This is a genomic window from Paraburkholderia strydomiana (assembly GCF_046030495.1).
GTDB lineage: Bacteria > Pseudomonadota > Gammaproteobacteria > Burkholderiales > Burkholderiaceae > Paraburkholderia > Paraburkholderia strydomiana_A.
Genome location: NZ_JAQQCJ010000004.1, coordinates 34,455 through 46,506 on the forward strand (window position 1 = coordinate 34,455; position 12,052 = coordinate 46,506).

Consider the following 12,052-nt stretch of genomic DNA (forward strand, 5'->3'; position numbering starts at 1 on the left):
TGCGTCAGTGCAGCGAGCCCTGACCATGCCGCATCTTGGTGGCGAACTGGCTCGCGGCCTCGTTCGGCATCGGGCTCGCGTGAATGTGCGCGATGCGCCACTCGCCGCGTTCGTGGACCATCACGTAAGTCGTGAAGACCATCGCGGGCGTGGCGGTGGGACCAGCTGGCCGATGCGCCTCGGCAATTGCATAGACGACGGTGCCGAGACTGTCGTAGACGCGGATGTCGAGCGGCTCGATCGACACGGGCGCGGCCTCGAGCTGGCTCTGCAAGCCGGCGCGAATGCTGTCGAGACCGTGCAGGTGCGAGCCGTCGGCGCAGATGCAGCTGACGAACTCCTCATCGATCCACAGGCCCATCAAACTGTCGATATTGACCTCGGCGACGGCCTGATAGTAGGCGTTCAGGGTGTCGGCGGCGGCTTCGAAGATATGGGCAAAACGTGGCATGGCTCGTCAGTCTCTTGTGCGCGGCGCGCGGTTGCGGGGCAGCGGTCAGCGGGACAGTCCGGCGCACCGGACCTGTCGGCCCCGGAGCGTCAGCATGCCCGTGCCGCAAGGCGCGAACATGACGCGACGCACACGGGGGCGTGCGGTGTTGCGTGCAAGTACCAAGTCGACTATCAGTCGGCTCAGCGTTGCGCGAGCAGCATGCCGCGCAAATCGCTGAAGACCTGTTCGGCGCTCAGTTGCTTCAGGCAGTTCAGATGCCCGAGCGGACATTCGCGCTCGAAACAGGGGCTGCATTCGAGATGAAGCCATTGTACCTTCGCAAGCTCCGACAAGGGCGGGGTGTGGCGCGGATCGGTCGAACCGTACACGGCCACCAGCGGCCGGCGCAGCGCGGCGGCGACGTGCATCAGGCCGGAGTCGTTGGTGACGACCGCGTTGGCCCGTGAGATCAGCGCGCAGGCTTCGCCGAGCGCGGTCTGGCCGCACAGGTTGCGCACGTTCGGTGCCTTCTCGGCGATCGCCTGGGCGAGCGGCGCGTCTTTCGGCGAGCCGAGCGCGACGATCTGCGTGTACGGGAACGACTGGCCGACCATCTGCGCGAGCGCGGCGAAGTGTTCGGGCGGCCAGCGCTTGGCCGGCCCGTACTCGGCGCCCGGGCAGAACACCAGCAGCGGCACGCGCGTGTCCAGATTGAAACGCGCCGACACGCGCGACGCTTCGTTCAGGTCCGTGTCGAGGCGCGGCATCGGCAGGTCGTCGGGGAGCTTGGCGCCGGGCGCGTAGGCGAGGGCGGCGTACTGGCCGACCATCGGCGGGCGCTCGTCCTTGCGCGGATTCGCGTGCCGCACGTTCAGCAGGCCGTAGCGGCTTTCGCCGGTGTAGCCGATGCGCAGCGGAATGCCCGCCAGCCACGGAACCAGCGCCGACTTGAGCGAGTTCGGCAGCACATAGGCCGCGTCGTAGCCGACGTCGCGCAAATCGCTCGCCAGCTGCCAGCGGCGCAGCATTTGCAGCTTGCCGTGCGCGAGGTCGGTGGCGTAGACGTCGCGGATTTCCGGCATGCGTTCGAGCACGGGCGCGACCCACGAGGGCGCGACCGCGTCGATGACGATGCGCGGATGCAATTTCACGAGGCGCGCAAACAGCGGCTGCGCCATCAATGCGTCACCGATCCAGTTCGGTGCGATAACCAACGCGCGACGCATCAGAGTGAGTGTCCGGTGTCGAAACGAAACGCCGCGCGCGCAATGCGCGTAGCGTTCGGATTGATGAAAAGGGAAAAGCCGCGAACCGCGTGGCGCGCTTCCGGTTGGCCGGAGGCGCCGCGGTGGCGGCCCGATTTGGGGCGCCGTTGGAGCGTGCTGGCCTTTGAGCTTGCGTGCGCGTCGGCGTTGTGTGCGTTTGCTGTGTAATCCCGCCCGGCCCGCCTGACGACAAGGCGGACAGCATCATCCTCAGCCTGTCAGCAAGCCAACCACACACGACGAAGCGGAGGACGGGGCGACCTGAAACACCGATTAACCCGCACCCATCGAGCCGCACACGACATCTCTAGCCAGCACCGCCGGCAACCAACGCTCAATGCGCCAGGTTCAATGACCCCTGACCACTTCGCCGTCGCGCAGCTTGTAACGCGTGCTGCAGTACGGGCAACGCGCTTCGCCGTGCGTGACATCGATAAAGACGCGCGGATGCGCGCTCCAGCGCGGCATGGCCGGATTCGGGCAGTACGCCGGCAGGTCTTTTGCCGACAGTTCGACCAGCGGCATTTCCTTGATTTCGCTCATGGGCTTTCTCGTTGTATGCAGGGTGCGGGCGTTGCGCCGGTAGCCGGCCCGAAAGGGCAACGGGCCCGGAGATATCGGCGCAGCGCGCGTTAGATCTTGGTCAGCCAGTGCGCGTACTTGTCGCTCTTGCCGTTCACGATGTCGAAGAAGCCCGATTGCAGCTTCTCGGTGATCGGGCCGCGTGCGCCCGAACCGATCGTGCGGTTGTCGAGCTCGCGGATCGGCGTGACTTCGGCCGCGGTGCCGGTGAAGAACGCTTCGTCGCAGGTGTAGACCTCGTCGCGCGTGATGCGCTTTTCGATCACCTGGATGCCGGCGTCGCGCGCAAGCGTGATGACCGTGTCGCGCGTGATGCCGTCGAGGCACGACGACAGGTCCGGCGTGTACAGCTTGCCGTTGTTCACGAGGAAGAAGTTCTCGCCCGAGCCTTCCGACACGTAGCCGTCGACGTCGAGCAGCAGCGCTTCGTCGTAGCCGTCGGCGATCGCTTCCTGGTTGGCGAGGATCGAGTTCACGTACCAGCCCGACGCCTTGGCGCGGACCATCGACACGTTCACGTGATGGCGCGTGAACGACGACGTCTTCACGCGGATGCCCTTGGTCATGCCGTCTTCACCGAGGTATGCGCCCCACGGCCACGCGGCGATCGCCACATGAATGGTGTTGCCCTTGGCCGACACGCCGAGCTTTTCCGAACCGACCCAGATGATCGGGCGCAGGTAGCAGGACTCGAGCCTGTTCTCGCGGACCACTTCGCGTTGCGCGGCGGCAAGCGTTTCGTGGTCGAACGGCACGTCCATCTGGAAAATCTTGGCGGAGTTCAGCAGACGCTTGGTGTGCTCCTGCAGACGGAAAATCGCGGTGCCGCCGTCGGCCGTCTTGTAGGCGCGTACGCCTTCGAAAACGCCCATGCCGTAGTGCAGCGTGTGGGTGAGCACATGGATTTTGGCGTCGCGCCAGTCGATGAGCTTGCCATCCATCCAGATCTTGCCGTCGCGGTCGGCCATTGACATACGATTCTCCAGCGGGTGCGTTGTGAAGTGTGGCTACGCGCGTCAGGGGCAGCCAAGAGCGTTATTTTAGCGTCTTTTGCACACGGAACGGGCATTTGGGCGCATCCGGGACGCTATAATCCGGCACACGCATAATTCACATCCGGATGCGCCAGCGGGTGCCTGACGACCTGGCGTCGACTTCCCTTCGTTGCGGCGCCTTGCGCCGGCTCGTTTCGCCTCATGCTCGCTCGTCTGTCTGATACCGATCGTCGTGCCTTCCGTGAGGGCGCGCGCGACTACTCGCCCACGCTGATGGCGATTTTCTCGTGGGGGCTCGTCACCGGTATCGCGATGAGCAAATCCGTGCTCACGCTGCCCCAGGCGCTCAGCATGTCGCTGCTGTGCTACGCGGGCTCGTCGCAACTGGCGGTGCTGCCGCTGCTCGCCGCCAAGCTGCCGATCTGGACCGTGCTGCTCACCGCGGCGATGGTCAACACGCGGTTCGTGATCTTCAGCGTCGGGCTCGCGCCGCACTTCTCCTATCTGTCGATGGGGCGGCGCATCGTGCTCGGCTATTTCAACGGCGACGTGATCTATCTGCTGTTCCAGAAAAAGAGCTTCCCGACCGGTTACGTGCCGGGCAAGGAGGCGTACTTCTGGGGCATGGCGGTGTGCAGCTGGCTCTCCTGGCAGGTGTCGTCGATCGCCGGCATCCTGCTCGCGAGCCTGATTCCCGACAATTGGGGGCTCGCACTGGCGGGCACGCTGGCCCTGCTGCCCATCATGGTGTCGGCGATCGCGACGCGCTCCACGCTGGTCGCGGTCGGCGTCGCCGGGGTCGTGTCGCTGCTCGCTTTCGACCTGCCGTACCGGCTCGCGCTGCCGCTCGCGGTAATCGCGGCGATCATCGCCGGCAGCGCCGCCGACCTGATGGTCGAGCACGCCGATCTGCGCCGTATCCGCAACAGCGCCGGAGATTCCCGATGACATCCACGCAAGTCTGGCTGGCCATTTTCGGCATGACCTTCGTCACTGCGGTGACCCGCGCGATGTTTCTGATCGGCGGGGAGCGCACGGTGCTGCCCGCGCGCGTGCAGCGGATGCTGCGCTACGCACCGGCCGCGGCGCTGGCCGCCGTGGTGCTGCCCGACGTGCTGACGACGCCGGACGGCGCTCTGTCGTTCGCGCCGTCCAATCACGAGTTTTACGCGACGCTGTCCGGTCTCGGGTGGTTTTTGTGGCGGCGCACCATGCTCGGCACGATCGTCACGGGGATGATTGTGTTCACGCTATTGCGCATCTTCATATAACAGGACGGTTGGCGAATGCTGCGCCGCGCCATGGGCGGAGTGATCTCCAAATACGCGAGATTCGCCTGCGTGCGGGTCAGAAGGGAGTGTGGATCAGTTAAAATGCCAGTTTCCGGGTTGAGCGCGCTGCTGTAAGCGCGAGAGCCGCGGCCCTGCCGCAGGCGCCCGATCACGTGGATCAGCTGCCGTGTCACAGCGCTGGAATTCGCCGCGCTCGACGCCTGCGCGCCGTCCGCCACCGCCTTCTCATCAACTCGCACACACACGCCCATGAACAAGGTATTGCGTCTCTCCGATCTGATCGCCGAAGGCAAGCTATCCGGCAAACGCGTGTTCATCCGCGCCGATCTGAACGTGCCGCAGGACGATCAAGGCAGCATCACCGAAGACACCCGCATCCGCGCGTCGGTGCCGGCTATCAAGGCGGCCCTCGACGCGGGCGCCGCCGTGATGGTCACGTCGCACCTCGGTCGCCCGACCGAAGGCGACTTCAAGCCGGAAGACTCGCTCGCGCCGGTCGCGAAGCGTCTGGCCGAACTGCTTGGCCGCGACGTGCCGCTGGTCGCGAACTGGGTCGACAACGGCGTGAACGTCGCGCCGGGCTCGGTCGTGCTGCTGGAAAACTGCCGCGTCAACAAGGGCGAAAAGAAGGATTCCGACGAGCTCGCGCAGAAAATGGCGAAGCTCTGCGACGTCTACGTGAACGACGCGTTCGGCACCGCGCACCGCGCCGAAGCGACCACGCACGGCATCGCGAAGTATGCGCCGGTCGCCTGCGCCGGCCCGCTGCTGGCGGCTGAGCTCGAAGCGCTGGGCCAGGCGCTGGGCGCACCGAAACGCCCGCTCGTGGCGATCGTCGCCGGGTCGAAGGTGTCGACCAAGCTGACCATTCTGAAGTCGCTGGCCGACAAGGTCGATCAGCTGATCGTCGGCGGCGGCATCGCGAATACGTTCATGCTGGCCGCCGGCCTGAAGATTGGCAAGTCGCTCGCCGAAGCCGATCTGGTGAACGAAGCCAAAGCCATCATCGACGCGGCCAAGGCGCGCGGCGCCTCGGTGCCGATCCCGACCGACGTGGTCACGGCCAAGGAGTTTTCGCCCACAGCCAAGGCTGAAGTCAAGGCCGTCGCCGATGTCCAGGACGACGACCTGATCCTCGACATCGGACCGGAAACGGCCAAGCTGCTCGCAGCGCAGCTGGAAAAGGCCGGCACGATCGTGTGGAACGGCCCGGTCGGCGTGTTCGAATTCGACCAGTTCGGCAATGGCACGAAGACGCTGGCGGACGCGATCGCCAGGTCGTCGGCGTTCTCGATCGCAGGCGGCGGCGATACGCTCGCGGCGATCGCCAAGTACGGCATCCACGACAAGGTCAGCTACATCTCGACGGGCGGCGGCGCTTTCCTCGAGTTCCTCGAAGGCAAGAAGCTGCCGGCGGTCGAAGTCCTGGAATCGCGGGCTTAACGTGGCGACGCGCTCCCTAACGGCAAAGTCAGCGAAAGCGCGTAGCGGCCAGCGTGCCAGCCAGCCGCGCGATACCGCGGCAGCGACGGCAGGGGAGCGCGCGGCGCGCTCCGCCGCCACTCCGGCGGCATCCGCCGCAACAGAAGAATCCGGCTCGTCTCTCGCGCTCGCGGCGTTGACCACCGCCGGCGACGCAGCGGAACTGTCCAGTGGACAATCCGTGCCGCCGCCCGCGGAACTCCCCGCTGAAGAGACCGTCCCTCCACCGGCACCCTCCGTGCCGGTATCGAACACCGCTGCAACCTATAAAGCGACGCTGGTTTCAACCGGCGCGCAACCCCTGTCAGCATCTTTCGGTGCGCAGCCTCCGCATCCGACTCGCAGCGTTCCATCCAGCGATCCTATCCAGACGAGGAGACTCATGCATCGCGCCACCAAGATTGTCGCTACCATCGGACCGGCTTCCAACACGCCGGAAATCCTGCTGCAAATGATTCAGGCAGGGTTGGACGTGGTGCGGCTCAATTTCTCGCACGGCACGGCCGACGACCACCGCCAGCGCGCCGAATTCGTGCGCGAGGCGGCCCGTCAGGCCGGCCGTGAAGTCGCCATCATGGCGGACCTGCAAGGCCCGAAGATCCGCGTCGGCAAATTCGAAAACGGCAAGATCACGCTGGTCGCCGGCGAGCCGTTCATCCTCGACGCCGACTGTGAACTCGGCAACGAGCAACGCGCCGGTCTCGACTACAAGGATCTGCCGCGCGACCTGAAGTCGGGTGACGTGCTGTTGCTCAACGACGGCCTGATCGTGCTGAACGTCGCGCGCGTGATCGGCAATGAAATCCACACGATCGTGAAGATCGGCGGCGAGCTCTCGAACAACAAGGGCATCAACCGCCAGGGCGGCGGCCTGTCCGCGCCCGCGCTCACTGCGAAAGACATGGAGGACATCCGCACGGCGATGTCGCTCAGCGTCGATTACGTCGCGGTGTCGTTTCCGAAGAACGCGACCGACATGGAAATGGCCCGCCAGCTGGCGAATATCGCTGGCGCGCCGTTCGGCATCAAGCCGAAGATGATCGCCAAGATCGAGCGCGCGGAAGCGATTCCGGCGCTGCAGGGCATCCTCGACGCGTCGGACGGCATCATGGTCGCGCGCGGCGATCTGGCCGTGGAAGTGGGGAATGCCGCAGTCCCCGCGCTGCAAAAGCGGATGATCCGTATGGCGCGCGAATCGAACAAGTTCGTGATCACCGCGACCCAGATGATGGAGTCGATGATCTACGCACCGGTGCCGACCCGCGCCGAAGTGTCGGACGTCGCGAACGCGGTGCTCGACGGCACGGACGCGGTGATGCTGTCGGCGGAATCGGCGGCGGGCAAGTATCCGGTGCAAACCATCGAGACGATGGCCGCGATCTGCGTGGAAGCCGAGAAGTCGGAGCAGTCGGAGCTTGACCGCGATTTCCTCGACCGCACGTTCACCCGCATCGATCAGTCGATCGCGATGGGCGCGCTCTTCACGGCCTACCACCTGGGCGCGAAGGCGATCGTGGCGTTGACCGAATCCGGCTCGACCGCGCTGTGGATGTCGCGCCACTGGACCCACGTGCCGATCTTCGCGCTCACGCCGCGAGTCGGCAGCGAACGGGCGATGGCGCTGTACCGCAACGTGACGTCGCTGCATCTGGACACCAACACCGACCGCGACACGGCGTTGCAACAGGCGTTGGAGACCGTGGTGAGCAAGGGTTACGCGTCGCGCGGCGACATGGTGGTGCTGACCGTCGGCGAACCGATGGGGCAGGCCGGCGGTACCAATACGTTGAAAATCGTGCGGGTCGGAGAACCGTACTGATCAGGCAGCAGATTGCTCGATCGGCACAGGCTTGATTGAGCGAAGCAGGCCCGCATGCCCCGCGAGAGGCGGCGCACCGTCTTCAATCGCATCTTGAGCGGACAAGGACCGCTCGGCGCGTTAAGACCCGTGCGACAGGGTACGCGGCTTGCTTCGCGATAAAATCGCCCAAAAAGATGCCGACGGCACAAGAATTCGTTTCAATCTAAGGAGTTAAGCATGCCTCTCGTATCAATGCGTCAACTGCTGGACCATGCCGCCGAAAACGGTTATGGCCTTCCGGCATTCAACGTGAACAATCTGGAGCAGGTTCAGGCGATCATGGCGGCGGCCGACAAGGTCAACGCCCCGGTCATCATGCAGGCTTCCGCCGGCGCGCGTAAGTACGCGGGCGAGCCGTTTCTGCGCCACCTGATCGAAGCGGCAGTGGAGTCGTATCCGCATATTCCGGTCGTGATGCACCAGGACCACGGGCAGTCGCCGGCGGTCTGTATGGCGGCGATCCGCAGCGGTTTCACCAGCGTAATGATGGACGGTTCGCTGGAAGCCGACGGCAAGACCGTCGCGTCGTACGAGTACAACGTCGAGGTGTCGCGCAAGGTCGTGGAAGCGGCTCACTCGATCGGCATCACGGTGGAAGCGGAACTGGGCGTGCTCGGCTCGCTGGAAACCATGAAGGGCGACAAGGAAGACGGCCACGGCGCGGAAGGCACGATGACCCGCGAGCAACTGCTGACCGATCCGGAGCAGGCTGCCGACTTCGTCAAGCTGACGCAATGCGACGCACTGGCGATCGCGATCGGTACGTCGCACGGCGCGTACAAGTTCAGCAAGAAGCCCACGGGCGACATCCTGTCGATCCAGCGCATCAAGGAAATCCACCAGCGCATTCCGAACACGCACCTCGTGATGCACGGTTCGTCGTCGGTGCCGCAGGAATTGCTCGCGGAAATCCGCGAATTCGGCGGCGACATGAAGGAAACCTACGGCGTGCCGGTCGAGGAAATCCAGGAAGGCATCCGTAACGGCGTGCGCAAGGTCAACATCGACACCGACCTGCGTCTGGCGATCACCGGCGCGATTCGCCGCTACATGGCGACCAACCCGGGCAAGTTCGATCCGCGCGATTACCTGAAGCCGGCGCGCGAAGCGGCGATGAAAATATGTGTCGACCGTTACATGCAATTCGGCTGCGAAGGCCAGGCCGGCAAGATCAAGCCGCTTTCGCTTGATAAAATCGCGGAGAAGTACAAGTCGGGCGAGCTTGCGCAAGTCGTCCGATAAGCTATAACTGCTCTGCACCTGGCCGTTTGGCCAGGTTGTCGTTCGATCGCCGTTCCCGCATCATCGGGGGAACGGCGTTTCCCTTTTGTTCCGCACACACTTTTTGCCTCACTTTTAGCGAACCACGACGATGTCTACCCTCTACGAATCCACGCTCCGCTCGCTGCCGCTGCTCGGCCGCGGTAAAGTCCGCGACAACTATGCGGTGGGCAACGACCAGTTGCTGATCGTCACGACCGACCGTCTGTCGGCGTTCGACGTCATCATGGGCGAGCCGATTCCGAATAAGGGTCGCGTGCTCAACGAAATGGCGAACTTCTGGTTCGAAAAGCTGAAGCATGTGGTGCCGAACCACCTGACGGGCGTGGCGCCCGAATCCGTGGTCGCGGCGGACGAAGTCGAGCAGGTCAAGGGCCGTGCGGTGGTCGTCAAGCGCCTCGAACCGATCCTCGTCGAAGCGGTGGTGCGCGGCTATCTGGCCGGCAGCGGCTGGAAAGACTACCAGGCAACCGGTTCGGTGTGCGGCGTCGAACTGCCGCCGGGTCTGCAGAACGCGCAGAAGCTGCCCGAGCCGATCTTCACGCCGGCCGCCAAGGCCGAAATGGGCCACCACGACGAAAACATCACGTACGACGAGATGGAACGTCGCATCGGTACCGAGCTGTCGGCCACGATCCGCGACATCTCGATCAAGCTGTACAAGGAAGCCGCTGACTATGCCGCGACGCGCGGCATCATCATTGCGGACACGAAGTTCGAATTCGGTCTCGACAACCACGGCAAGCTGTACCTGATGGACGAGGCGCTGACCGCGGATTCGTCGCGCTTCTGGCCGGCCGATCAATATCAGGTCGGCACCAACCCGCCGTCGTTCGACAAGCAGTTCGTGCGCGACTGGCTCGAAACCCAGGACTGGAAGAAAGAACCGCCGGCGCCGAAGCTGCCGGACGACGTGGTCACGAAGACGGGCGAGAAATACCAGGAAGCGCTCGAACGCCTGACCGGCCACAAGCTCGCCTGACCACGCGTGGGTCACCAGAAGCGCCGTTCGGGAAACAAGGAAGCCGTAAAGATGAGTGAAGCTCAAACCGCCCATACGCATGGCGCGCCGGTCGTCGGCGTGCTGATGGGCTCCAGTTCCGACTGGGAAGTCATGAAGAACGCCGTGGCGATTTTGCAGGAATTCGGCGTGCCGTACGAAGCCAAAGTCGTGTCCGCGCATCGCATGCCGGACGAAATGTTCGCCTATGCTGAAAGTGCGCGTGAGCGCGGCATTCGCGCGATCATCGCCGGTGCGGGCGGCGCGGCGCATCTGCCGGGCATGCTGGCCGCCAAGACCACGGTGCCGGTGCTCGGCGTGCCGGTTGCGAGCAAGTACCTGAAGGGCGTCGATTCGTTGCATTCGATCGTGCAGATGCCCAAGGGCGTGCCGGTCGCGACATTTGCAATCGGCGAAGCGGGCGCGGCCAATGCAGCGCTGTTCGCGGTGTCGCTGTTGAGCGGCACTAGCACCGAGTATGCGGAAAAGCTGGCTGCGTTCCGCGTCCGGCAGAACGAAGCGGCCCACGCAATGGTATTGCCGGCGCTGTAATCGCGCACCGGCTGATTGCTTTAAGACGTCCCCCCGTCCGACCCCCGGCCGGGTGTTTGCAGTTGCACGACCGTGTACACAACTGCGCATCCGGCCGCGACCGACCACTAAGATGAACCCAGACAACACACCGGTTTCACCGATTCTGCCCGGCGCATGGCTTGGCATGGTCGGTGGCGGCCAGCTCGGCCGCATGTTCTGCTTTGCCGCCCAGGCGATGGGCTACCGCGTCGCCGTGCTCGACCCGGACGAAGGCAGCCCGGCGGGCGCCGTCGCCGACCGCCATCTGCGCGCGGCCTATGACGACGAAGCGTCGCTGACCGAACTTGCGCGGCTGTGCGCAGCGGTGTCGACCGAATTCGAGAACGTGCCGGCCGCGAGCCTCGACTTTCTCGCGAAGACCACCTTCGTGAGTCCGGCGGGCCGTTGCGTTGCCGTCGCTCAGGACCGCATCGCCGAGAAGCGCTTTATCGCGTCGTCGGGCGTGACGGTGGCGCCTCACGTGGTGATCGAGTCGTCGGACGCGTTGAGCGGGCTCGACGATGCCCAACTCGAAGCCGTGCTGCCCGGCATTCTCAAGACCGCCCGCATGGGCTACGACGGCAAAGGCCAGATTCGCGTGCGCAACGCGGAGGAAGTGCGCGAGGCGCATGCGTCGCTCGGCGGCGTGCCTTGCGTGCTGGAAAAGCGCCTGCCGCTGAAGTTCGAAGTGTCGGCGTTGATCGCACGTGGGTCGAGCGGCACGTCGGTGGTGTACCCGCTTGCGCAAAACACGCACCGCGACGGCGTGCTGTCGCACACCATCGTGCCGGCGCCGGACGCAAGCCCGACGCTGGTCGAGCAGGCGCAACAGGCCGCGCTGCAGATCGCCGACAAGCTCGGCTACGTCGGTGTGCTGTGCGTCGAGTTCTTCATTCTCGAAGACGGTTCGCTGGTGGCCAACGAAATGGCGCCGCGTCCGCACAACTCCGGCCATTACACCGTCGACGCCTGCGCGACCAGCCAGTTCGAACAGCAGGTGCGCGCAATGACCGGCATGCCGCTCGGCGACACGCGCCAGCATTCGCCTGCGGTGATGTTGAACATTCTCGGCGACGTGTGGTTCCCGGACGGTCCGAAGCGCGCGGTGGTCACGCCGCCGTGGCACGAAGTCGCGGCGATGCCGGCGGCGCGTCTGCACCTCTATGGCAAGGAAGAGGCGCGGTGCGGCCGCAAGATGGGTCACGTGAACTTCACGGCGGCAACGCTCGAAGAAGCCCGCACGGCTGCACGCGATTGCGCGCGGCTTCTGCACATCGTCACGAGCTGA

At 64.8% G+C, this 12,052-nt stretch carries 12 protein-coding genes; 8 read left to right on the forward strand and 4 right to left on the reverse strand.

Features of this window, described 5'->3' with window-relative positions:
• Positions 1-4: 4 nt before the first annotated feature.
• The 4 genes from PQQ53_RS07080 to PQQ53_RS07095 all read right to left on the reverse strand — a co-directional run bounded on the left by PQQ53_RS07080 (position 5) and on the right by PQQ53_RS07095 (position 3,254).
• Complete coding sequence (locus PQQ53_RS07080) at positions 5-451, reverse strand: nuclear transport factor 2 family protein (protein WP_408140453.1); 447 nt, start codon at positions 449-451, stop codon at positions 5-7.
• A 182-nt stretch (positions 452-633) separates the two neighbouring features.
• The gene (gene waaF, locus PQQ53_RS07085) at positions 634-1,659 is read right to left on the reverse strand and encodes a lipopolysaccharide heptosyltransferase II (protein WP_408140458.1); all 1,026 of its coding nucleotides are present in this window, start codon (positions 1,657-1,659) and stop codon (positions 634-636) included.
• 387 nt (positions 1,660-2,046) lie between these two features.
• Positions 2,047-2,241 (reverse strand): zinc-finger domain-containing protein, encoded by a 195-nt coding sequence (locus PQQ53_RS07090; protein ID WP_035548391.1) that lies wholly within the window; start codon positions 2,239-2,241, stop codon positions 2,047-2,049.
• Positions 2,242-2,330: 89 nt separating this feature from the next.
• Positions 2,331-3,254, reverse strand: a complete 924-nt coding sequence (locus PQQ53_RS07095) for a branched-chain amino acid transaminase (RefSeq protein ID WP_408323553.1) — start codon at positions 3,252-3,254, stop codon at positions 2,331-2,333.
• Between the two features lie 222 nt (positions 3,255-3,476).
• On the opposite strand from PQQ53_RS07095, the gene PQQ53_RS07100 reads away from it, so the two are divergent.
• The 8 genes from PQQ53_RS07100 to PQQ53_RS07135 all read left to right on the forward strand — a co-directional run bounded on the left by PQQ53_RS07100 (position 3,477) and on the right by PQQ53_RS07135 (position 12,052).
• On the forward strand, positions 3,477-4,223 hold the full coding sequence (locus PQQ53_RS07100) for an AzlC family ABC transporter permease (RefSeq protein ID WP_408140462.1): 747 nt from the start codon (positions 3,477-3,479) through the stop codon (positions 4,221-4,223).
• The gene (locus PQQ53_RS07105; protein WP_408140464.1) at positions 4,220-4,546 is read left to right on the forward strand and encodes a branched-chain amino acid transport AzlD family protein; all 327 of its coding nucleotides are present in this window, start codon (positions 4,220-4,222) and stop codon (positions 4,544-4,546) included. Before PQQ53_RS07100 ends, PQQ53_RS07105 begins: the two co-directional genes overlap by 4 nt.
• 270 nt (positions 4,547-4,816) lie before the next feature.
• Complete coding sequence (locus PQQ53_RS07110; RefSeq protein WP_408140466.1) at positions 4,817-6,010, forward strand: phosphoglycerate kinase; 1,194 nt, start codon at positions 4,817-4,819, stop codon at positions 6,008-6,010.
• A 421-nt stretch (positions 6,011-6,431) separates the two neighbouring features.
• Complete coding sequence (pyk, locus tag PQQ53_RS07115) at positions 6,432-7,868, forward strand: pyruvate kinase (RefSeq protein ID WP_408140468.1); 1,437 nt, start codon at positions 6,432-6,434, stop codon at positions 7,866-7,868.
• Positions 7,869-8,087: 219 nt separating this feature from the next.
• Complete coding sequence (fba, locus tag PQQ53_RS07120; RefSeq protein WP_121315614.1) at positions 8,088-9,152, forward strand: class II fructose-bisphosphate aldolase; 1,065 nt, start codon at positions 8,088-8,090, stop codon at positions 9,150-9,152.
• Between the two features lie 130 nt (positions 9,153-9,282).
• On the forward strand, positions 9,283-10,173 hold the full coding sequence (locus PQQ53_RS07125) for a phosphoribosylaminoimidazolesuccinocarboxamide synthase (RefSeq protein WP_408140470.1): 891 nt from the start codon (positions 9,283-9,285) through the stop codon (positions 10,171-10,173).
• A 51-nt stretch (positions 10,174-10,224) separates the two neighbouring features.
• Positions 10,225-10,743, forward strand: coding sequence for a 5-(carboxyamino)imidazole ribonucleotide mutase (gene purE / locus PQQ53_RS07130; RefSeq protein ID WP_042321203.1), 519 nt, complete (start codon positions 10,225-10,227; stop codon positions 10,741-10,743).
• Between the two features lie 112 nt (positions 10,744-10,855).
• The gene (locus tag PQQ53_RS07135) at positions 10,856-12,052 is read left to right on the forward strand and encodes a 5-(carboxyamino)imidazole ribonucleotide synthase (RefSeq protein WP_408140473.1); all 1,197 of its coding nucleotides are present in this window, start codon (positions 10,856-10,858) and stop codon (positions 12,050-12,052) included.